General features: G+C 33.4%; 22 protein-coding genes and 1 tRNA gene. 11 read left to right on the top strand and 12 right to left on the bottom strand.

Features of this window, described 5'->3' with window-relative positions:
• Positions 1-16: 16 nt before the first annotated feature.
• The 8 genes from LNP23_RS01030 (at position 17) to LNP23_RS01000 (ending at position 7,111) form a co-directional block, all read left to right on the top strand.
• Positions 17-880, top strand: a complete 864-nt coding sequence (locus tag LNP23_RS01030) for a rhomboid family intramembrane serine protease (RefSeq protein WP_230003162.1) — start codon at positions 17-19, stop codon at positions 878-880.
• Positions 881-899: 19 nt separating this feature from the next.
• The gene (locus tag LNP23_RS01025; RefSeq protein ID WP_047774059.1) at positions 900-1,946 is read left to right on the top strand and encodes an endonuclease/exonuclease/phosphatase family protein; all 1,047 of its coding nucleotides are present in this window, start codon (positions 900-902) and stop codon (positions 1,944-1,946) included.
• Positions 1,947-2,191: 245 nt separating this feature from the next.
• A complete protein-coding gene (locus LNP23_RS22915; protein ID WP_428979169.1) occupies positions 2,192-2,626 on the top strand; it encodes a MauE/DoxX family redox-associated membrane protein in 435 nt (144 codons plus the stop codon).
• The gene (locus tag LNP23_RS01020) at positions 2,613-3,683 is read left to right on the top strand and encodes a hypothetical protein (RefSeq protein WP_230003160.1); all 1,071 of its coding nucleotides are present in this window, start codon (positions 2,613-2,615) and stop codon (positions 3,681-3,683) included. Before LNP23_RS22915 ends, LNP23_RS01020 begins: the two co-directional genes overlap by 14 nt.
• Positions 3,684-3,836: 153 nt before the next feature.
• The gene (locus tag LNP23_RS01015) at positions 3,837-4,031 is read left to right on the top strand and encodes a hypothetical protein (RefSeq protein ID WP_230003158.1); all 195 of its coding nucleotides are present in this window, start codon (positions 3,837-3,839) and stop codon (positions 4,029-4,031) included.
• 240 nt (positions 4,032-4,271) lie between these two features.
• The gene (locus tag LNP23_RS01010; protein WP_230003157.1) at positions 4,272-4,454 is read left to right on the top strand and encodes a hypothetical protein; all 183 of its coding nucleotides are present in this window, start codon (positions 4,272-4,274) and stop codon (positions 4,452-4,454) included.
• Between the two features lie 102 nt (positions 4,455-4,556).
• Positions 4,557-4,748: a hypothetical protein gene (locus tag LNP23_RS01005; protein ID WP_230003155.1), complete on the top strand. Its 192-nt coding sequence runs from the start codon at positions 4,557-4,559 to the stop codon at positions 4,746-4,748.
• Between the two features lie 86 nt (positions 4,749-4,834).
• Positions 4,835-7,111, top strand: a complete 2,277-nt coding sequence (locus LNP23_RS01000) for a TonB-dependent receptor plug domain-containing protein (protein WP_230003154.1) — start codon at positions 4,835-4,837, stop codon at positions 7,109-7,111.
• A gap of 3 nt (positions 7,112-7,114) precedes the next feature.
• Here the strand turns inward: LNP23_RS01000 and LNP23_RS00995 are convergent, their stop codons facing one another.
• The 6 genes from LNP23_RS00995 to LNP23_RS00970 all read right to left on the bottom strand — a co-directional run bounded on the left by LNP23_RS00995 (position 7,115) and on the right by LNP23_RS00970 (position 12,417).
• A complete protein-coding gene (locus LNP23_RS00995) occupies positions 7,115-7,729 on the bottom strand; it encodes a WbqC family protein (protein WP_230003152.1) in 615 nt (204 codons plus the stop codon).
• A 101-nt stretch (positions 7,730-7,830) separates the two neighbouring features.
• A complete protein-coding gene (gene lepB / locus LNP23_RS00990) occupies positions 7,831-9,384 on the bottom strand; it encodes a signal peptidase I (RefSeq protein WP_230003150.1) in 1,554 nt (517 codons plus the stop codon).
• 57 nt (positions 9,385-9,441) lie between these two features.
• Positions 9,442-10,143, bottom strand: coding sequence for a 4-hydroxy-tetrahydrodipicolinate reductase (dapB, locus tag LNP23_RS00985; protein ID WP_047774053.1), 702 nt, complete (start codon positions 10,141-10,143; stop codon positions 9,442-9,444).
• 38 nt (positions 10,144-10,181) lie between these two features.
• Positions 10,182-10,742 carry a DUF5683 domain-containing protein gene (locus tag LNP23_RS00980; protein WP_047774051.1) on the bottom strand — a complete coding sequence of 187 codons (561 nt, stop codon included), beginning with the start codon at positions 10,740-10,742 and terminating at the stop codon, positions 10,182-10,184.
• Positions 10,742-11,644 carry a ParB/RepB/Spo0J family partition protein gene (locus tag LNP23_RS00975; RefSeq protein WP_047774049.1) on the bottom strand — a complete coding sequence of 301 codons (903 nt, stop codon included), beginning with the start codon at positions 11,642-11,644 and terminating at the stop codon, positions 10,742-10,744. Before LNP23_RS00975 ends, LNP23_RS00980 begins: the two co-directional genes overlap by 1 nt.
• A gap of 5 nt (positions 11,645-11,649) precedes the next feature.
• A complete protein-coding gene (locus tag LNP23_RS00970; protein ID WP_047774047.1) occupies positions 11,650-12,417 on the bottom strand; it encodes a ParA family protein in 768 nt (255 codons plus the stop codon).
• A 331-nt stretch (positions 12,418-12,748) separates the two neighbouring features.
• Here LNP23_RS00970 and LNP23_RS00965 point away from each other — a divergent pair.
• Positions 12,749-12,823 (top strand) — tRNA-Pro (locus LNP23_RS00965).
• Between the two features lie 63 nt (positions 12,824-12,886).
• On the opposite strand, the gene LNP23_RS00960 is transcribed toward LNP23_RS00965, so the two are convergent.
• Positions 12,887-13,879, bottom strand: a complete 993-nt coding sequence (locus tag LNP23_RS00960; RefSeq protein ID WP_230003148.1) for a hypothetical protein — start codon at positions 13,877-13,879, stop codon at positions 12,887-12,889.
• A 361-nt stretch (positions 13,880-14,240) separates the two neighbouring features.
• Here LNP23_RS00960 and trxB point away from each other — a divergent pair, with 361 nt between their 5' ends.
• Positions 14,241-15,188, top strand: coding sequence for a thioredoxin-disulfide reductase (gene trxB / locus LNP23_RS00955; RefSeq protein WP_047774043.1), 948 nt, complete (start codon positions 14,241-14,243; stop codon positions 15,186-15,188).
• 597 nt (positions 15,189-15,785) lie between these two features.
• On the opposite strand, the gene LNP23_RS00950 is transcribed toward trxB, so the two are convergent.
• The 5 genes from LNP23_RS00950 to LNP23_RS00930 all read right to left on the bottom strand — a co-directional run bounded on the left by LNP23_RS00950 (position 15,786) and on the right by LNP23_RS00930 (position 20,089).
• On the bottom strand, positions 15,786-16,622 hold the full coding sequence (locus tag LNP23_RS00950) for a GIN domain-containing protein (protein ID WP_230003146.1): 837 nt from the start codon (positions 16,620-16,622) through the stop codon (positions 15,786-15,788).
• Between the two features lie 88 nt (positions 16,623-16,710).
• A complete protein-coding gene (locus LNP23_RS00945; RefSeq protein WP_230003144.1) occupies positions 16,711-17,442 on the bottom strand; it encodes a head GIN domain-containing protein in 732 nt (243 codons plus the stop codon).
• A 3-nt stretch (positions 17,443-17,445) separates the two neighbouring features.
• The gene (locus LNP23_RS00940; protein WP_047774038.1) at positions 17,446-19,170 is read right to left on the bottom strand and encodes a PspC domain-containing protein; all 1,725 of its coding nucleotides are present in this window, start codon (positions 19,168-19,170) and stop codon (positions 17,446-17,448) included.
• A 2-nt stretch (positions 19,171-19,172) separates the two neighbouring features.
• Positions 19,173-19,505: a PadR family transcriptional regulator gene (locus LNP23_RS00935; RefSeq protein ID WP_047774036.1), complete on the bottom strand. Its 333-nt coding sequence runs from the start codon at positions 19,503-19,505 to the stop codon at positions 19,173-19,175.
• Positions 19,506-19,633: 128 nt separating this feature from the next.
• Positions 19,634-20,089 (bottom strand): DUF4870 domain-containing protein, encoded by a 456-nt coding sequence (locus LNP23_RS00930; protein ID WP_047774455.1) that lies wholly within the window; start codon positions 20,087-20,089, stop codon positions 19,634-19,636.
• 255 nt (positions 20,090-20,344) lie between these two features.
• Here LNP23_RS00930 and LNP23_RS00925 point away from each other — a divergent pair, with 255 nt between their 5' ends.
• On the top strand, positions 20,345-20,797 hold the full coding sequence (locus tag LNP23_RS00925; protein WP_047774035.1) for a DUF4442 domain-containing protein: 453 nt from the start codon (positions 20,345-20,347) through the stop codon (positions 20,795-20,797).
• The last annotated feature ends 84 nt before the right edge of the window (positions 20,798-20,881 follow it).

Genomic DNA, 20,881 nt, shown 5'->3' with positions numbered 1-20,881 from the left:
ACTTAAAAAGGCTTTTATGAATATTCTGGATGATTTAAAATTACAGTATAAATTAGGAGGCATCGCCATGCGTGTTATTTATTGGAACATTGCTTGTTTTATGATCTCCTTGGTGTTCTTTTATCAATTTTCAGTCGGACAATTTGCCTTTCCGGGTTGGTTGGCTTTGTCATCAGACCCACAGTTTTTTTTATTTAAGCCGTGGACCTTTTTAACGTATGCCTTTTTTCATGATGGATTTTTCCATTTGCTGTTTAACATGATGGTGCTTAATTTTGCCAGTAATTTGTTTTTGACCTTTTTTACGCAAAAGCAATACTTGGGATTATACCTTTTAAGTGCTGTTTTTGCCGGAGTTGTTTTTGCCTTAAGTTATTATTTCTTAAATAGTGCCGCATCTATTGTCGGGGCTTCGGCAGCAATTATGGCGATTTTAGTGGCTACAACAACCTATCAGCCTTTAATGAATATCCGTTTGTTATTGATTGGAAATGTGAAACTTTGGCACATTACGGCAGTCATTTTAATTTTGGATTTAATGCAATTCCGCCTTGGGAATATGGGTGGACATATTTCGCACTTAGCAGGTGCTGTTTTTGGTTTTATTTTTATTAAATTGCTTCAAAATGGTACTGACTTGAGTATCGTGGTTTCCAAAACAATAGATTTTTTCTCTAATTTGTTCCGAAAATCGCCTACAACCCCTTTCAAGACGGTGCATAAGAATTATAAGAAACCTACAGAAAAACCGATTTCGAAAATTGTTACGAAAGACAAAACGCAACAACAAATTGACGAAATTTTGGATAAAATCAGCCAATCCGGCTATGATTGTCTGACCAAAGAAGAAAAAGAATTTTTATTTAAAGCAGGAAAATAATCCTTGTAATAAAGAAAGCATGCAAAACCTGTCGTGGTTTAATAAATTGATGTTCTTTTTGAATATAGTACTTACTGTAGTGACATTCAGCATCTATATTTTACCTTTTTTGGCGCCCAAGAGTTTTCCGCTTTTATCGGTTTTAACGCTCTTTATGCCGGCCTTTTTTGTGTTGAATGGGTTCTTCTTTGTCTACTGGGCCATTCAGTTTAAGAAACGTCTTATTTTATCGGGTTTGGTATTGCTGACGGGAATTACCTTTATCAGTAAATTCTATAAATTCTCTGCGAAAGACTATGTGAAAACAGAAAAGGATTTCTCTGTAATGAGTTACAATGTTCGTCTGTTTAATGTTTTTAAGTGGCTGGATCGTGATGATGTTCCTTCGAATATTAAGGCTTTTATTGATGAGAAAGATCCTGATATTCTCTGCATTCAGGAGTATTCTAATTCGGCTCATATTGACTTAAAGGTTTATCCGCATCGTTATATTTTTATTGACGGCAATCAGATCAAAACAGGACAGGCTATATTTTCTAAATTTCCAATTCTGTATCAGGGGAATATCATATTTCCTAAATCGGACAATAATGTAATCTATGCCGATATAAAACGTGGTAAAGATGTGATTCGTGTCTACAATATGCACTTGCAGTCGATTAAGATTTCACCCGATGTTAGTGATATTTCAAATAATATCGATAATGTAAACCAGGAGAAATCTCAGTTGATTTATACCCGAATCAGCAAAGGATTCAGACAGCAACAAGAGCAGGCGGAGATTTTTAAGGAAAATATTAAACAATGTAAAAACCCGATTATTATTTGTGGCGACATGAATAACAGTCCTTTTTCGTATGTGTACAGAAGTATAAGAGGAAAATTGAAAGATACTTTTGAGGAAGCAGGCGAGGGATTTGGTGCTACCTATAAATTCCGCTATTATCCGGCGCGAATCGATTATATTTTTACAGACAGTAAAATAAAAGTAAAACAATTCGAAAGCTTCTCTGATTTCGAAAACTCCGATCACTATCCTATTATGACGAGACTTTCAATGGAGTAAGATTCTTCCTTGCTTTATCGGATGTTATTTAAAAGCCTTTTTTGGAAATTGTTATCATATTTTGAGTTTTATTCAAAAATATTTATAATGTATTGTATTTAAGTTGGTTATATTTATTTTGTACCTACTTATAATGAGTATAATTCAAAAAAATAAGTTATTTTTTACTTTTTTGTTTGGTTGCTATTATTATATGTGTATTTTCGCTAAAAAATGACATATTAATAATATTTATTCTACAATTAATGCCTCAAAAACCGCTTAAATTTCAGGAGATCACAGCTGAAATCATCTATTACTTTTTGATTTTTTTTCTTTGTTATACTGCATCGAATAAATTAATAAAATTAGATTCGTTTAAGACAAACTTAATTAAGACCACATTGTTTAGTCCTGATCAGGCTGATTTATTTTCTGTACTGATTATTCTTTTGGAAGTAGTTTTGATAGTTGTTTTGATTTTTATAAAAAATATCGGTTTGCTGTTTTGTTGTTTAACAATGTTAATTTTCACATTATACATTTCTTTTCTTCGATATAAAGGACTTTATGAAGTATGTGGATGCGGTGGGATTTTAAATGGATTAGAATATGTTTATCACTTTATAATAAATATAAGTTTGATTGCTGGCTCATTATTTTCATTTTTAACATTTTATTCGATTAATGATGAAAAATAAGCTATTTGTCGGTGTAATCACTTTTTTTGTTTCATTGGTGTTGTGTATTGGTTTGTTGAATTTTACAAATTCTGATTCTAAAAAAGATTATTATTTTGACAGAACTTTTGTTAGGAATAATATATTTAAGTTAGAGAAGACTGTTGATAAAATGATTTATGAAAGTGAGTATCTAATGGGGGTTCAGTCCGATGGATTGATAGTAGAGAAAGAGATTGTTAAAAATGAAATCGATAAAAAAGAACATAAATTTTACATATCGGATTATGACTTAAAAAAAATTAGTTATAAAACTATATGTTTTCCTCAAGTTTTAGATATAAGACTTTTTACTAAAAGGGATTTGTTTTATGTTAAAAATTTTGAACTTTTTGATTATCATTTTGATTCTAAGATAAATAGAAAAATTAAGCTGAAAGACTTTAAAGTTGTTTCATTAAAAACTTTAAAAAACTCTAATTCTAAGATGTTATGTTTGGGAGAATTATTTGATGGCAGTTTATACAAATCTGGTTTTTTTAGCATTGATATTTACTCGGGTGAAATTATTCTTTTGAAAGTATTGAAAGAAAGTGAAAAAAGTAACATAATATCTACTTCTTTGCAATATTCGGGCTCTTTTACTAGTAATTCAGATAATGATATGATTACTTATTGCTGTAATAAGTATTCCAGAATTTATTTCTTCGATAGTGTTGGTCAAAAACTGGTTAATGAAATGATAACAAATGAAGATGTTCCGTTGCCAAAGATTTTGAGTAATAAAAAAGGTGATAGTTTCTATGCTAGAGGAACAACCAGAAATACAAATATGGGAATGTTTATCAAAAAGAATAAGATTTTTGTTTTTTCAGCAAGATCTGCTTCTGAAACAGCTTTAATAGTTGATGAATATTCTTTGTATTCATTTAAATATGAAAAAAGCTACAGATTGAATTACGCGAATTTTGGTTCAAAAAATATAGATGTAGTTTTTTATAATGACAATAAAGTAATAATTGGTTTTAACACAGGTTATGCTTTTTTTAGTTTTGCGAAATCCATCGATAGAGTTTAGTGGGGGATTGTTTTTTTAATGAGATTGTTTTTGGGTTACTCCGTGAAGAAAAAAAACGGATTAATTTATTGTCAAAACTTAATATTATGATGACAATATTAAACGGTCTTTGTGCTTAATGTATTCTATTATTAATTATATAAATCTAACAAAATGAAAAATTATTTAAAATTTATTATTGCAGTTTTTGGCGTTACAATGGCTTTGTGCACTTCACTTAGCATGAGTGCCAATAGAAATGATAAAGATCAAGATGGTCCAGGTCCATCTGGAACATGTACTCTAAGCATGAATGTTTGTGGTACTACAGGAGATGGTAATGTTATTAGTGGGACTTATAATAACTAGATATTACCTTTGTAATCTCGAGATTATTTTAGTTAAAGATTATCGAAAAATATTTATGATTTGGCATTGTAGTTTTCGAAAAAGGTTTGCATTTTTTTTATAGCCGATCTGATTTAAAGACGTCATTGTCTACAGTGGTATTATAAATTAACCATATTATAGTTAAATGTTTGATAGGTTGGTTTTGATGACAGTTGTCGATGATAAGTATTATAATTATTATTTAAAACAAACAAAAAAATGAAGAAGTATATTAAGTTTATTATTGTTGTATGTGCTGTAACAGTTGCGGTTTTCGGTTCAATGGATGTTAAAGCAAATCGTAATGACAAAGATCAAGAGTATGGAGGTTGTTCTGGAGCTACAGGGGAATGTGGTAAGACAGATCAAGGTAAAATAATTGTAGGTGTTTATAATACCTAATAATTTTTAAAAATCAAAGACTTTCCTAGTGATTTTTTATCTAGGAAAGTTTTTGTTGTGGTATTGGTGATTAATATTTTATTTAAAATAAAAAATAAAAAGATGAAAAAGTATATTAAAATTATTGCTGTTGTATGTGGTGTAACATTTGCTACATTGGGGTCAATTAATGCTAATGCGGTTAATAGGGATAAAGATGAAGTATCTGGGGAGGGTGGTTGTGTTGGTTGTGTGGGGGTTTGTGGACTAACCAGTAATGGCCACACTATTTATGGGGAATTTATCCTTAATTAAATTTTGAAATATTAACCTCTCTTGTGATTTTTTGATTTAGATTTTTTTTTTTTTGGTTATTATAATATTTTCTGTTATTACTTTTTATGAAAACTCAAATTTTAGTTTTATTTTTTTTATTTTTTACTGTAGTTATTTATTCGCAAGAAAAACAAATTATTGAAGGGAGGATTTCGTCAGGGAAGTCTGTTTTATCTGATGTTATAGTGGAATTAAAAATAGGTCCACTTTCTAAATTTGCGGTAAGCAATAAAAGTGGTGATTATAAATTTGAGTATGTTTCAAAAGATTCAGTTTTGGTAAAAGTGAATAGTTCAGGGTACAAAGAATATTCTTTTCGTATGGAAGACACAAAGAAAATCATCCGTGTAGATATTAATCTTGTTGCTGTGGACCCGGAAATGTTAAATGAGGTAATTATTGAATCTGAAAGTAAAACTGTAAACAAGGCAAAAAAAACGGTTTATCAAATCGATCAAAAAGATTTTGTGAAGAACGCAAAGGCAGGTGAGGTTTTGCGTACTGTTCCAAATATTTATTATAATGAGTTTGAGGGAGGGATAATTGTCGATGGGAATCTAAAAGGTATGATTTTTATCGATGGATTAGAGGCTATGACGGGTGAGGTGAATAGTATTAAAGCTGAAGATATTAAAAGTATTGAGGTGATTAATAATCCTTCTGCAGCTTATTTTAAGTCTGATTTTTTAGGAGCTATAGTTAATGTCATCACTAAAAAAAGTGTGGAAGAGTTTATTAAAGGAAGTCTTGGGGGAACTTTAGGACTTAAGAATAATTTTTGGGCTTTAAGTCCAAGATTATCTTATAAGAAAGGCATATTTATTATTAAATCTAATTTTGATTATCTTAGTAATGATCAGCGGATAGATTTTGTTTCGAATAGGGTTGATGCAGATGGAAGTTTTTTTCAGAGTAATACCAATTATTCTAGAAACAAACAGTTGAATTCTAATACCAGAATTGGTTTGAATTTTAATGAAAAAACAAGTTTGGCAGTTACCGGTAGTTTATATCAATACAATTTTGACGGAAATGGGGATGGGTTTACAATTTTAGATGATAATGCTCCTGAGTATTTCTTTAAAAATGGAACTCAAGGTATGAAGACATGGGGTGTTTCGTCGGTTTTTAATTATAAAATTCGCGAGAATAATGCGTTTTATATTAAAAGTGCCTATTTTGTTTATGGAAACAAAGATATTAGTGAATTTACTTATGATGATGGGAATTCGGCATTTTATAATATTAGATCAAAGAATAAGGAATTGACTTTACAGGCAAATTACGAAGTAGAAAAAATCTCTTTTCTTGATAAGAAGATGGATTTTTATTCTGATTTAAAGTATATAAACAGGAGATTTGATTTTTCAAATCAAAGTTTTTTTATTAATCAAAATATTATAGATGCTTCGGCTGAGTTAGATACAGACTGGTCTGATAGGTTTTCTACTGAATTGTCACTAACATTTGAAAATACAAATAATTTTAATAATACTACAAATCAGAACTATAGTTTACTGTTGCCAACTTTTAATTCTGTGTATCATTTTAAAAATAAAATAGATTTAAAGTTTGGTTATTCCAGAAAGGTGTTGAGGCCAAGTGCCAGTGATTTAAATGATCAGATTTTAATTATTTACCCCGGTGTGGCCACACAAGGTAACGCTGAGCTTAATCCTCAATTAAGAAATTACTATTTTTTGACTTTTAATAAAATTTTTAAATCAGACAATTTTTCTTTTAAAGTTTACAATGAATCGATTAATAATGCAATTACCTCCGTTTATAGAAAAGAGGAAAATTTGTTGATTCAGACACTTGATAATGCTGCTAAATACAATTCGACGGGAGTTAATGTTGGATTCAGAACTAAATTATTGAAAAAGGTAATGGCAAATCTGAATTCGGGATTTGATTATAATGTTTACGAGGATAATAGTGAGAATGCTGTGATTGAAAAGAATGCTGGCTTCACATTTAGAGGTAGTGTAAATCTGAGCAGCAAGTTTTTTAAGGATAAAATGTCTGTGTCGTTTTCCGGGAGACAGGATGGTCCTACTTATTCTTTGTTAGCAAAAAGAACAACCAGGCCATATTTAGATCTTACTGTTGCAACCAATGTTTTAAAAGATAAATTAAATATTAGTTTGTACGTTCGTAATTTGTTGGGAGAGCCAGCAACTGCTTCTACGAGTGTAAGTAGTTATGATAATTTTTATCAAAGAATAGAGACCAGGAACAATACGACAAATTTATCGTTGACATTGACTTATAATTTTGGTAAAAAATTTAATGATAAGATAGATTCTCAAGACATCAATAACGATGATGTGCGTCGATAGTGATTACAATATCTTTTGAGTCTTCAAATAATCCACAGCAAATTTCCCTTCATTAAAAAGCAAGTCCAATACACTTAGGTTGTTGATGAAACCATGTTTGTCGTCAAACACCTGAGGGTATTTTTCGAAGGTATTAGCGTCTTTTTTTCCGTTTGCCAAGTATCTGAAGTCGGTTATGTTTTCTGCTTCGTGAAAGTACTCTGTTGTTTTGCCGAATTCAATTTTCATTCGAAGACATTTGGTAACAATCTCGAATACTTCAAGGTTTAAATCCATCAAAAAAGTATGTTTTTTTTCAAAAACAGGAAGGATATCATCTTCAAAAAACTCAAAAAAGGGAGAGCTTCTGTACGCTGCTTCCAGAGATTTAAAATGTTGTTTTTGCCAGTCAAATTCATTCTCAATCAAAACCTCTTTTGTTTTTTGATGTGCTGCTTTTGAATGTTTAACAGGGATGTTTAATAACTGTATCCCGTTTGGACTGTAGATATAAGTACGGTTACGGTTGGTTTGTTTCTGGAAATTATCTTCCATCTCAAAAGTAATATTTTCAGATTGAGCCATAACTGCAAAGTGGCTGATGGACGGAAAATAGGTAGGAAGTAATAAGGAATTCATTGTTTTGTGTTTTTGTTTAAAAGTTTCAGGTTTCAAGTTTCAGGTTTCATGTTCTTAAACAAAACCTGAAACTTGAAACCTGAAACTAAAAAAACTTCTATTTATGCTTTGTTTTCTTTTCTTTTTCTCCAGAAAAAATCTCCAACAAAATAAGCTGCCAGTAGAATTAAGAAGTATTTAAAGTAAGATTGTGGTTGTCCTTCGCCATCTACGGTTGTGAAAACGCGGTCCCAACGGACTTTATTAATCCCTTTTCCGTTGGTATCCCAGCTCATCCAGATGAAAACGGGTTTACCTACAATGTGATTTTCGGGAACGTAACCCCAATAACGGCTATCTTCAGAGTTGTGACGGTTGTCTCCCATCATCCAGTAATAGTTTTGTTTGAAGGTATAAGTTGTAGCCGGTTTTCCATTAATTAAGAACTGGGAACCTTTTATTTCTAAGGTGTTTCCTTCGTAATTAGTGATGATTTCTTTGTAAAAAGGCAACGATACATTGTTTAAAGCAACCGTTTTCCCTGCTTCCGGAATATAGATTGGACCAAAATTGTCCTGACTCCATTTGTCGATATGGGGAAAAATAGCATTGTCGTTTCCTCTGTCGATTTCTCTTTTTACTGCAGTTACTCCAGGTGTATTTTTTATTCTTTCAGCGCTGGCTTCGGTCAAAGCGGCAAAATAAAGCGTATCTCTTTTCTCGCTTTTAAAACCGGCACGGTCTGTAATATCTAATTCTCTTAGTAGTGATTCAAAGTCTATTGACGTTTTTCCATCCAACGCAACAGCGTAAGAATATTGAGGTTTAGCTCTTTCCGGTAAAACTAATTTTTTTCCGTTGATGAAAACCAAACCGTCTTTTATTGACAGACTGTCTCCGGGAATACCAACACATCTTTTTACGTAATTCGATTTTTTGTCGATTGGTTTGATGACTCCTGGTCTTCCTTTTGGTTCGTAGAAATAATGTACGGTATCAGCAGGCCAGTTAAAAACAACAATGTCACATCGTTTGATTTTTTCTAAGGCTGGTAGTCTGAAATAAGGTAATTGTGGCCATTTCAGATATGATTTTTGCTTAGTTAAAGGGATAGAATCATGAACCATTGGTAAAGCTACCGTTGTCATTGGAACTCTTGGGCCATAATTTACTTTACTTACAAATAGAAAGTCACCAATTAATAATGATTTTTCTAACGAAGAAGTTGGAATCGTGTAAGGTTGTACAATGTAAGTATGTACTAATGTCGCTACTATGATCGCAAAAAGCAAAGAGCTTACTGTGTCAGCTGCTTTATTTTCGGGAGTTAATTTTCTGTCTTTTGTGTATACTAACTTCTGAGTGTGGCTTACATAATAGATATAGAATCCTAAAGTAAATATCCCCAAAACCGTATCTAAAGTGGTTTTTTTACCAAATGTTCTTAAGGTTTCTACCCAAACAACCGGAAACATAATCAGGTTGATAATAGGAATAAAAAGCAATAAAGTCCACCAGGTTGGTCGGCCAATTATTTTCATTAAAACAATAGCATTGTATACCGGAATTGCAGCTTCCCAACTTTTTCTTCCGGCTGCCTGATACATTTTCCATGTTCCTAAAAAATGAATAACTTGTACGGCCAGGAAAAAAATAAACCAAAGATATAGTGTCATAATATTTTGTTTTAAGTTTAAGGTTTAAGAAAAATTAGGCCTTAAACGGTAAGTAGTTTATTTTAAATTTAATACGTCTTTCATACTGTAAATACCTTTTTTACCGGCTAGCCATTCCGCAGCTATAACGGCTCCAAGGGCAAAACCTTCACGGTTGTGGGCAGTATGTTTTAATTCGATGCTGTCAATAACTGAGTCATAAGTTACGGTGTGTGTGCCCGGAACCTCTCCAATTCTTTTTGCTTCAATAAAAATTTCATTTGCTTTTGCTTCCTCCATAGTCCAATTGGTATAGGTGCTGTTTTCAATAACCCCTTTGGCTAATGAAATGGCAGTTCCGCTTGGAGCATCCAGTTTATGAGTATGGTGAATTTCTTCCATCGTAACTTTATAAGAATCAAATTGAGCCATTATTTTGGCTAAGTATTCGTTCAGTTCGAAAAAGACATTTACACCTAAACTAAAGTTAGAGCTGGAGATAAAACCCCCTTGTTTTTCGTTGCAAAGGGCTTCCATTTTATCGTAATGTTCTAACCATCCTGTTGTTCCTGATACTACCGGAACATTAGAGTGAAAACAATTTGTAATATTGTCAACGGCGGCAGCGGGAACGCTAAAATCGATCGCAACATCTGCTGTTGAAAGTCCGTCGTAGGTATTGTTTTCATCTTTCTTTAAAACAATCTCATGACCTCTTTCTAAAGCAATTCGTTCGATTACTTTACCCATTTTTCCGTATCCTAAAAGAGCAATTTTCATTTGTGTATTTTTTGAATTTTAAATAGAGGTGAAGTCTATTAAAAGGTGTAATTAAAAGTTAGTCCTACATTTGGTCTGAACGTTACATCGTTGGGATAAATTTCGGGACGCATCGATAGTCTTTCATTCACATTAAATTGAATCAGAGCCGCATCGACATTAGCATCGATGATGTTCAAAACATAAAAGCCTACAATAAATAAGGCAGATAAGTCTCTGTTACGCTGATAGAATTTCTGTCCGGCGATAAGCCTGCTGTCATCCAGGTATCTATAGTCGTCATCGGTTTTACCTTCCAGACGACTTTTGTAAGCATCGCGGTAATCGTGGTATTTTTTATTGTTGTCGATATAGAAATATAAACTGGTACCAATTGCTCCGTAAACCAATGGTATTTTCCAGTATTTTTTATTGTAAGCCTGACCCAGACCCGGTACGATTGCAGAATAGAATGCTGCTTTTGCAGGGGTTAGCGGATCAATTTCTTGTAACTTGGTTGTGTCTTTAACGACCAAAACCGTGTCTTCTTTTGCCTGAGCAAAAAGAGATACGGTTCCTGTGAGAAAGAACAATAATCCTATGGGGACAATTTTATTCACTATCCGTTTATTAATTTTATAATTCTGTTAAAGTCGGCCTCGGAACTAAAAGGAATTGTGATTTTTCCTTTTCCGTTATTGGCAACTTTTATGTCAACTTTCGCGCCAAAATAATCGTTGAAAGTGCTTTTTTTAGTTTCTTCGACTTCAAAAGAAGATTCCGGTTTCGGTTTTCCTTCTGCCTGTGGCTTTAAACTTTCGTGGTAGTTTTTTACCAAACTCTCTGTTTCGCGAACAGATAAATTTTGACTTACTATTTTTTGATAGATATCGGTCTGAATGTCTAAATCTTCAATGTTAATGATTGCTCTACCGTGTCCCATACTGATAAAACCATCACGAATACCGGTCTGGATAATCGGATCTAATTTTAAAAGACGTAAATAGTTGGCAATTGTAGAACGTTTTTTTCCCACACGTTCGCTCATTTGTTCCTGAGTCAATTGAATTTCGTCAATTAAACGCTGGTAAGAAAGAGCGATCTCAATAGGATCTAAGTCATGACGTTGAATGTTTTCAACCAAAGCCATAACCAATGATTCGTTGTCATTCGCAATACGAATATAAGCAGGAACCGTATTTAAACCCACTAAAGTCGAAGCGCGCAAACGACGCTCTCCCGAAATTAACTGGTATTTGTTGAAATCTAATTTTCGAACAGTAATAGGTTGAATTACGCCTAGTTCTTTAATAGAAGTGGCTAATTCGCGTAATGATTCTTCGTTAAAATTACTTCTTGGTTGAAATGGATTTATTTCGATAGCACTTATTTCAAGCTCTATTATATTTCCAACAACTTTGTCAGCATTTTTGTCTTCTACTGAGGTAATGTCGTTTTCCGGATCTTTTAATAAGGCTGATAATCCTCTTCCTAAGGCTTGTTTTTTAATTGCTTTTGTCATAAAAACTATTTACTGTTTTTCTTTATAATTTCTTGAGCCAGATTGATGTAATTAACTGCTCCTTTACTGGTAGCGTCATAATTAATGATGCTTTCTCCAAAACTTGGTGCCTCACTTAATTTTACATTACGCTGAATAACGGTATCAAAAACCATATCGTTAAAGTGTTTTTGCACCTCTTCTACAACCTGATTGGATAAACGCAATCTCGAGTCATACATGGTTAATAATAATCCTTCAATGTCAAGATCCGGGTTGTGTATTTTTTGAATACTTTTTATAGTGTTCAGTAATTTTCCTAATCCTTCAAGTGCGAAATACTCACATTGAATCGGAATAACTACAGAATCAGCCGCTGTTAATGCATTTAAGGTTAGTAAACCTAATGAAGGTGCACAGTCGATAATGATATAATCGTATTCGTCTTTAACACTTTCTAATGCTTTTTTAAGCATATATTCTCTGTTTTCTTTATCAACCAATTCGATTTCGATGGCAACAAGGTCAATATGAGCAGGTATCACATCAACATTTGGAGCGGTACATTGAACTATAGTTTCTTTTGGGGTGTGACTATGTTCAAGTATTTGATAAGTACCAATTTCTACAGATTCTACATCAATCCCAAGGCCAGATGTAGCATTTGCCTGAGGATCAGCATCTATCAGTAATACTTTTTTTTCTAAAACACCTAATGAGGCTGCAAGATTTACAGATGTAGTAGTCTTTCCAACGCCTCCTTTTTGATTAGCAATCGCAATGATTTTGCCCATTTATTTTCTGAATTTTGAACCGTAAAAATACAATTATTTATGGTTTTTGAAAATCTATTTTGTTAACATTTAAGAAACTTCGATTAAGCGTTGTTTTGTGCGTGTTTGATTTAGGATTTTTTTTATTTTTAAGGGAAAAAAGCTGTAAAATTTAATTTTTTCAAATTCTTTAAAAAAAAGTTGAACAGGGTGTAAATGGGATTTGATTTTCATTCCCAGTAGTTTATAAGATCGTTTTTAGTTTTTGCAGACGGGACTGTAAAATAAATTGCTCTTATTTTTAAAATTCTTTTGGATAAGCCGAAAATAGTTCTATCTTTGCAGCCGCTTACGGGGTGTAGCGTAGCCCGGTTATCGCGCCTGCTTTGGGAGCAGGAGGCCGCAGGTTCGAATCCTGCCACCCCGACAAAAAAGCCGAACAGAAATGTTCGGCTTTTTTTTGTTCTATGCAAATTATAGTATTTTCTATTTATCCTTTTTTGTTTTGATCCTGATCTCCATCCTGAGGTACTGTGTTTTCTGAATTACTGGTGAACACATTAATACCAATAGAGATACCATAAAACAATTTTTTATTGTAAACCCATGCTGCGGCTTCCGGTGTTCCATCGCGATTGATCCAGTCAAAACCAGCGCCCAATCCAAAGGAGAAGTTTTTGTATGAAATCATAGCATTAATATTAGGTGTAATGGCAGGTTTTTCTATTGGAGTAGTGATTTCAAGATTTCGAACAGAATTTTTATCAATCGATATGCGGGTTATGGCTACACCGCCAAGACCTGTGATCGCCCAGTTTTCTGTAAGGTCATACCGCAGTCCTGCAGCAAGTCCAAGGCTAAGGTCAGTGGACCATTTACTCGGGATGTCGTGTGTGCGAGGTCGAATTCTTGCCAGATAGCTTATAGTCCCATATGCAAAATGATATTTTGATTGTGGAACATATACCGCTGCAAATTTTTCAAGATCTGAAACGGGTACTTTAAAATAGGCATCCGGAAGATCATCTAATTTTTCTTTGTTTAAGGTTTTGGCTGCTTTTTCGGTAAGTTTGTACTCTTTTGCAGTGGTAGCTTTTGCAGGTTTAAGTTGCTCTTCTTTTATGCTTTTTCGGGATTCTTTTTCATTTGTAGTTTCTGTAACATTATAGGTCAGATAAGAATTTGCTCTATTTGTGTTATTATAGTATAAAAACTTTATTATAAAATGGGTGATAACATTTCTGGAGTTTTTAATTTCATTGTAAACTTGAAATCTTGCCCCTATAGGTGCTCGAAGTGGGATATTTTCATCGTCAGTAATTTCGGTTCCGGCACCATCTACTTTTACTATTTTGGGAGCATCAGTAAAAATATAAGTTGTTTTCATATAACCAGGACTATCAGAGGTAAATCGCTTTACCTGAGTGTAGCCATTTAAAAAGAATAATAAAAAAATAGAAAGAAAAAGTAGTTTTGTTTTCATAGTACTTATTTTAAGTTGTTATCGATAAAAATACACAAAAGCGAAATGTACTCCTGCGAGCGATTCTAAAAACAGGTATAAATACTTGGTTATAAAGTATAGAAAAGTTAAAATGTTTAACACCCTTACAGCTTGATATGTATGGGTTTGATTAGTATTTGATACTTTTATTCTTAAAGTAATAAAGAAAAGACTACAGCAGTGTTGTCAGAATGTTTTTCTGTAGCCGTAGAACAGACTTTTTATTTTGGTTCTATTTGTAATGCTCTATTTCAGAATAACAAAAACTGATTATGTGGATTCCCATATCCCACAATAAAAACTTACTTTTGCACCATCAATTATTAATACAATCATAATTATGTCAAATCTTATTGAAAAAATTAAATGCCTTATTATAGGTTCTGGTCCTGCAGGTTATACCGCTGCTATTTACGCTGCCAGAGCTAACATGAATCCAGTTTTATATCAGGGAATGCAGCCGGGAGGCCAGTTGACTACAACAAATGAAGTAGAGAATTTTCCGGGTTATGTTGACGGTGTTACCGGTCCAGAAATGATGATTCAATTACAAGAACAAGCAAAACGTTTTGGTGCTGATATTCGCGATGGTTGGGCAACTAAAGTTGATTTTTCAGGAGACATTCATAAAGTTTGGATAAACGATACTATCGAATTACATTGTGAAACGGTAATTATTTCTACTGGTGCTTCGGCTAAATATTTAGGTTTACCATCAGAGCAGCATTACTTGCAAATGGGTGGTGGTGTTTCTGCTTGTGCGGTTTGTGACGGATTTTTCTACCGTAATCAGGAAGTAGTTATTGTTGGTGCTGGAGATTCTGCTTGTGAAGAAGCACACTATTTGTCTAAACTTTGTAAAAAAGTAACCATGTTGGTGAGAAGCGAAAAATTCAGAGCTTCAAAAATCATGGAAGATCGTGTTCGTAAAACAGAGAATATTGAGATTTTAATGAATCACGATACGGTTGAAGTTATTGGAGACGAACAGGTAGTTTCTGCTATTAGAGCTAAAAACAAAACAACAGGAGAGATTTTTGATATTCCTGCAACAGGATTTTTCGTTGCAATTGGTCATAAACCAAACACCGATATTTTTAAAGACTATCTTACTTTAGACGAAACCGGATATATTATTAATACTCCGGGTACTTCTAATACCAATATAGCCGGTGTTTTTGTAGCCGGTGACGCTGCAGATCACGTGTACCGTCAAGCAATTACGGCTGCAGGTACCGGATGTATGGCTGCTTTAGATGCTGAAAGATATTTGGCTGGGAAAGAATAATCTTAGTTTACAGTCTCAGTTTGCAGTCTCAGTTTGCAGTCTGAGTTTACAGTCACAGAGGTCTGTTTGCAATAAAGTAAAAAACCGTTTCATTTTTTTGAAACGGTTTTTTGTTTTTACTTAAATAATTCAAGTTGTGAGTTAACTATTTTTTTTAATCTGTTACTATTTGAATAGCCCCCTGCTTTAGCTGGGGGTAAATAATTAAGACGCGCACAGTTGGCTTTAGCCGAAAGAAGCACGATATATTTTGGCTGTAGCAATATTCCTCCAGCTTTAGGTCAATGTCATTAAGTTAAGGATTATCAAAATAAAGTCTCACGCAGATTTTAGCGGATTAAAATAAAAAAAATCCGCAGAATCTGCGTAAAAAAAGCTCCTAACTTAATGACATTGAGCTAAAGCAGGAGGCTATTCAAAATGATCCTTTTATAAATCTTTTAATTTACAGTATAACAATTCAGAAAATGAGATACAACTTGTTTCGTTTCAGCGATAAGATAACTAGCAATTTGAATTAAATAGTAGCAGTCCCGAAAAGAGTAAACCGTAACTGAGACCGAAAACCGAAAACTGAGACTGAAAACTAAACACCCCCTACTTAATCTTCTTAATAAGCTTAGCTTCTTCAGAAAAACGGGTTAGTTGTATCGTTGGGTTTCCAAGAAGAGAAAGTTCTGCATGGTCACCAACGGCTATTGCAATGGTGGTTTCTGCCAGAATACTTGCTGTAGCATAGTTCTCAACCGTAACATTAGAATCTTTTAAAGTGAATTTTGTTCCCGTGAAAATAGAATTATTGTCTAAACGAATGGTTGCTTTTTCGGCAATACCTTCAATAGCAGCAACGGCTTTCTGATATAAATCACATTTGAATTTTATGGCAGATACCAGTGTTTTAATTGAAGCGCTTTTGCTTAATTGTAAACTGGCGTCTTCTGATTTTAAGTTGAGTTCTGTTTTTGATTTGTCGTCGGCAATCAAAGTGAATTTTTTTGAATTCACATTCAGGAATAGTTTAGAATAATCGAGGCTGTTAAAGGTAATGTCGTCTAATTGAACTTCCTGAAGGGCATAAATAGCAGCTTCATTTTTTGCAATTACATTTTTAAAAGAGTTTGTATAGGTAACGCGAACAATCAGTTTTTTAAAAATGGTAGTTTCTTTAGAAGTATACAAACGAAGTGTTCGGTCTCTAAGGTCCATTCCAATGATGTCGTGAAGATTGTCATCGGCTTCGATTTTGATTTCGTTTTTCTCTCCTTTTTCCAGGTAAACCTCCAAATTATCATCGGCTTCAATACCATCAAATTCTCCTACTTCTTTTACCGAGGTGGTTACGATTTTAGATCCTTTTATTTTCTCTCTCTTTTGTGCGAAAGTTACCGTTGTAAGTAATAATAATAATAGGAGTAAGGCGGTGTTCTTTTTCATTAATTCTATAATTTGATTTTAGACAAATATAAAAAAATCATCCACTTTTGGTGAATGATTTCTTCTATATTTAACACATTAGTAAGGTTTAACTCTTGCTAATGTTGCCTCCCGAACTCGCTGTTTTTTCAATAATTTTAGGAGTAGTGTCATAATTTATGTTTCCTCCGCTGGAAGCTTCCGCTTTTAGACTTACTATAGGATGTACATTTATGGTTCCTCCGCTCGAAACATCAGCATGAACTTCGTTTGCTAATAATTTCTGTGCATCAATAGTGGCTCCGCTGGATGCTGAAGTGGTGATTTTTAATGCTTTTCCTTTGATATTGATATTACTTCCGCTTCCTGAATTGCAACTAATATTGTCAGATTCTACATCAACCATCATGTTAGCAGCACTAGAGCTTTCCAGACTTATATCTACTGCTCGAATGGTGTTTTTGCTTTGTACATTAGAAGCGCTTGAAGCTTCCAATTTATCAATAACCGGCATTTTTACCGTCACTGTTTTCATTGTAACATTTCGGAAAGAACTAAATTTACAGCTAATTCTCAATGTTCCGTTTTCTACTTTAGTAATGATGTTGTCCTGTAAATTGTCATCGGCTTCAACAACAACTTCCGTAGAGTCAGATTGTACGATAACCAGATCAATGGCATTGCTTACGGATACGTTTTTGAAATCTCCGTTAACGATTCTTTTTTCCTTAGTAACTTTTCCGCTTCCTTCAACACTGTTGATATTGCCACAAGAGGCAAACAACAATGCAGTGATAGTAGCAACTACAAATTTCGTAATATGAATGATTATTTTTATCATGGCTTAGTTAATTTTGATTATTACTCCGTTTTTGTCTGTGGTTAATTTTCCGGTAGTTTTTTTACCGTTTAAAACTTCTTTTCCATTAATTTTAATCGATACTTCTTTTACAGTGTCTGTAACAATATTGTTTTCTTCGTCTGCATCCTCATCAAAGTCATTTTCATCCGCTGGACAATTAAGACATTTAACTTTTGAACCTTCTACTTTATAGCTATAGTCGCCGCTAAAGTGTAAGTTGAAGAAATCATTTTCAGAATCATCGTAATCTTGTACAGAAGTGTCCGGTTTAAACAACTGTCCTTCCGGCAAGTACAAATATACATCAACTTCTTGTCCTCTGAATTTATTTTTAACCCCTGTTAAGAAATAATTGTCTAAAACTAATTGATTTCCATTTAGTTGAATTTTATAGTCAATTTTTTCGGCTCTTTGTTTAGCAGCTGTAAAAGAATTTCCTCTGGCGGTTTTTTCTATTTGTAAATAAGCCGTTGCATTATCGGTACGCAAAACATGTAAACGTACATCATTTGAGTAGATTAAGGCATTGTTTGCAGAATCCTGTACAAATTCGAAATCTCTGTGATGATTCAGGCCTTTAGCATAATAATCATTGTATCTGAATTTTACAAAAAGAGTATCCTGAGGGTTAATGTTGATTGTTTTTTTCTCCACTACTTTATTGTCGTATGAAAGTTCAGTAGCTTGTTTTATTCCAACACTTATTGCAATAGCAACCGCAATAATCCAAACGGCCAACAACGTATATTTAGTAATGTTTCCAATTGATTTCAGGTTTGGTGATAATAGTTTGAAACCTAAAAGTGTCAAAAAGAAAAACGGAATTCCAACAGCAAAGAACATTAGTAAACCAAACACCCAGATCGGATAGTCGGTAAAATTTCCTGCGTCAACAAAATTCTGCCATGGGAACTCAATAAAAATGTTTGATCCCAAAGTAAAAACGCCAATCAACAATAAAATTAAAGTTGATATTCCTGACATGATCAAAATAATTCCTAAAAACTTAGCAAAGATTTTAAAAACCGTCATGATAAAGTCTCCAAATGAACTACTTATTCTCTCAGCTCCCGACTTTACCTGGTTTCCCATTTGATCATAATCTGCATTTTTAAATTTGTCAGATAAAGATTCAATTTCTTCACGAACCTTTTTTTCAATGTTGCTAATGGTTACCGGTTCTCCTGTCATTTCCAGTTTCTCAGATGTTGTAACAGCTTCCGGAGTTACAACCCAAAGAACGAAATAAGCTAAAATTCCTGTTCCAAAACCTGCGAAGACAAATATTAAGAATAGAATTTTTATCCAAACTGCTTCAATTCCAAAATAATGACCTAAACCTGTTGCTACACCACCAAGCATACCTTTCTCTTTGTCACGGTACAATTTTTTGTGTTTTCTGGTACCGGAACCATTAAAGGACTGGTTTGATTTTTCTTCGTCTTCAATGATATAATCTTCCGGTTGCCCCATAACTGCAATCACCTCATCAACGTCTTTCAATGCCACAACATGTTTCTCGCTTTTTTGTTTTTCTGTTAGTAATTCAGAAACACGCATTTCGATGTCTTTAATAATTTCATCTTGTCCGGAAGAATTATTCAGGGATCGTTTTATAGCGTCAAAATAGCGCGTTAGTTTTACATATGCATCTTCATCGATGTGAAAAAACATACCTCCTAAGTTAATATTTACTGTTTTGTTCATGACTATTGTTTTTGATTGGTGATTAGTTTTACGGCGTCAGACAATTCTGTCCAGGTACCGCTAAGTTCGTTTAAAAATGTTTGTCCTATTTCAGTTAATCCATAATATTTTCGTGGTGGTCCTGAAGTTGATTCTTCCCAACGATAATTAAGTAAGCCGTCGTTTTTCAATCTAGTTAAAAGTGGATAAACAGTTCCTTCAACAACTAGTAATTTGGCGTTTTTTAAAGTGTCTAATATTTCTGATGTATATGCGTCTTTTTCTTTTAATACCGATAAGATGCAAAACTCAAGAACACCTTTGCGCATCTGTGCTTTTGTGTTTTCAATGTTCATAATTTCATTTTGTTTTTTTTAGATTGAACAATTCGTTTTTTGATTGATGATGGTTGATTGATGATTGATCTCGAATTTATTCTGTTAGAACTAGCTCGTATTGTCGTATAACTTTTAATCTTTTACAATTACTTTATAAAAGGAATTGTGAGTGGGTATTTGTAATATTCTCCGTTTGATGTTTTTATAGAAGCATAAATGATTAAAAAGAACTCTACTACTTTTAACATTCCAAAAAGTAAAACCGCCGTTGCTCCAACGCTTAATAATCCGATATGCCCGTCAAAGTTGAAATTTCTGATTACATAGTTGTCATTGTAAAGAAAAGCTTCGATCGGAATATTTTGCAATACGACACTGATGAAAATCGGAATTGCAATTAAAGCCAGAATCAAAGTGTAAAGCAATAAACTCAATTGAAAATTCAATACCTGTTTTCCGTGGTGGTTTACAAATTCTGATTTGTCTTTGTAACCCGTCCAGATCAGGATTGGAAAAATATAATTCCCAAATGGAATAATATATTGACTTAATGCACTAAGATGTGTGAACGTTGCAGTGTTCTTTTCTGATGTTGTTTCCATGATGAGTGGTGTTGATGTTTCCATGATTAAAAGTATATAGTAATTTCTTATGCAAATATATATCCAAAAGACAGTATCTTGTTTTGCATAGTACCAAATGTTAACAAAATTTTAACATGTATAAGGTTTTGAATGCACATTAGAAAGCTTGAAAATCAGTGCTAATCCCAGTGTTTACGGCTATTGTAGGAAAGTAAGAAGAATTTATTGTGCGTGCATAGTTTTTTTGTATTTTTACATAAAAAAATAAATAATATGGCAGTTTCAGTTTCCAAACTCAACAAATTTGTATTATTCAAGTTACCCTCAGCGTTCATTTGTGGCGTTCGGGTAAAAGCAATCGACAAAGACAGTTGTATCGTAAGTGTAAAGCACCGTTGGATTAATCAGAATCCGTTTAGTTCGATGTATTTTGCAGTTCAGGCAATGGCGGCTGAGCTAACAACAGGCGCTTTGGTGATTTCTCAAATTCAGGAAAGCGGAAGAAAGATTTCTATGTTAGTAGCCAACAACAAAGGGAACTTCACTAAAAAGGCAACAGGCCGAATTACATTTGCCTGTAACGACGGGCATTTAATAGCCGAAGCGATTCAGCAAACTATTGCAACCGGAGAAGGACAAACTTTCTGGATGAAATCTATAGGTACCAACGAAGAAGGCGTTCAGGTCTCAGAAATGGATTTTGAGTGGAGTGTTAGGTTAAAGTAGGTTTTTTTTTGAGTGGAGGTTCAAAGGTACAGAGGCACAAAGGTGAGGAGGTTTTTGAATAGCTTTGCCTGGAAGTAAAATATA

This window comes from Flavobacterium cupriresistens, from assembly GCF_020911925.1.
In the GTDB taxonomy this organism is placed as follows: Bacteria; Bacteroidota; Bacteroidia; order Flavobacteriales; family Flavobacteriaceae; genus Flavobacterium; species Flavobacterium cupriresistens.
Note: the sequence above shows the minus strand (reverse complement) of the source record. Positions and strands in the feature narration are given on the sequence as shown.

Excerpts from the sequence above, each read along its gene's own strand:
- LNP23_RS00930 (WP_047774455.1), bottom strand. The coding sequence starts at position 20,089 with ATGGAAACAACATCAGAAAAGAACACTGCAACGTTCACACATCTTAGT.
- LNP23_RS00940 (WP_047774038.1), bottom strand. The coding sequence starts at position 19,170 with ATGAACAAAACAGTAAATATTAACTTAGGAGGTATGTTTTTTCACATC.
- LNP23_RS00935 (WP_047774036.1), bottom strand. The coding sequence starts at position 19,505 with ATGAACATTGAAAACACAAAAGCACAGATGCGCAAAGGTGTTCTTGAG.
- LNP23_RS01020 (WP_230003160.1), top strand. The coding sequence starts at position 2,613 with ATGATGAAAAATAAGCTATTTGTCGGTGTAATCACTTTTTTTGTTTCA.
- lepB (WP_230003150.1), bottom strand. The coding sequence starts at position 9,384 with ATGACACTATATCTTTGGTTTATTTTTTTCCTGGCCGTACAAGTTATT.
- LNP23_RS01025 (WP_047774059.1), top strand. The coding sequence starts at position 900 with ATGCAAAACCTGTCGTGGTTTAATAAATTGATGTTCTTTTTGAATATA.
- LNP23_RS00995 (WP_230003152.1), bottom strand. The coding sequence starts at position 7,729 with ATGAATTCCTTATTACTTCCTACCTATTTTCCGTCCATCAGCCACTTT.
- LNP23_RS00925 (WP_047774035.1), top strand. The coding sequence starts at position 20,345 with ATGGCAGTTTCAGTTTCCAAACTCAACAAATTTGTATTATTCAAGTTA.
- LNP23_RS00970 (WP_047774047.1), bottom strand. The coding sequence starts at position 12,417 with ATGGGCAAAATCATTGCGATTGCTAATCAAAAAGGAGGCGTTGGAAAG.
- LNP23_RS22915 (WP_428979169.1), top strand. The coding sequence starts at position 2,192 with ATGCCTCAAAAACCGCTTAAATTTCAGGAGATCACAGCTGAAATCATC.
- LNP23_RS01010 (WP_230003157.1), top strand. The coding sequence starts at position 4,272 with ATGAAGAAGTATATTAAGTTTATTATTGTTGTATGTGCTGTAACAGTT.
- dapB (WP_047774053.1), bottom strand. The coding sequence starts at position 10,143 with ATGAAAATTGCTCTTTTAGGATACGGAAAAATGGGTAAAGTAATCGAA.
- trxB (WP_047774043.1), top strand. The coding sequence starts at position 14,241 with ATGTCAAATCTTATTGAAAAAATTAAATGCCTTATTATAGGTTCTGGT.
- LNP23_RS01030 (WP_230003162.1), top strand. The coding sequence starts at position 17 with ATGAATATTCTGGATGATTTAAAATTACAGTATAAATTAGGAGGCATC.
- LNP23_RS01000 (WP_230003154.1), top strand. The coding sequence starts at position 4,835 with ATGAAAACTCAAATTTTAGTTTTATTTTTTTTATTTTTTACTGTAGTT.
- LNP23_RS00975 (WP_047774049.1), bottom strand. The coding sequence starts at position 11,644 with ATGACAAAAGCAATTAAAAAACAAGCCTTAGGAAGAGGATTATCAGCC.
- LNP23_RS01005 (WP_230003155.1), top strand. The coding sequence starts at position 4,557 with ATGAAAAAGTATATTAAAATTATTGCTGTTGTATGTGGTGTAACATTT.
- LNP23_RS00960 (WP_230003148.1), bottom strand. The coding sequence starts at position 13,879 with ATGAAAACAAAACTACTTTTTCTTTCTATTTTTTTATTATTCTTTTTA.
- LNP23_RS00945 (WP_230003144.1), bottom strand. The coding sequence starts at position 17,442 with ATGATAAAAATAATCATTCATATTACGAAATTTGTAGTTGCTACTATC.
- LNP23_RS00950 (WP_230003146.1), bottom strand. The coding sequence starts at position 16,622 with ATGAAAAAGAACACCGCCTTACTCCTATTATTATTATTACTTACAACG.
- LNP23_RS01015 (WP_230003158.1), top strand. The coding sequence starts at position 3,837 with ATGAAAAATTATTTAAAATTTATTATTGCAGTTTTTGGCGTTACAATG.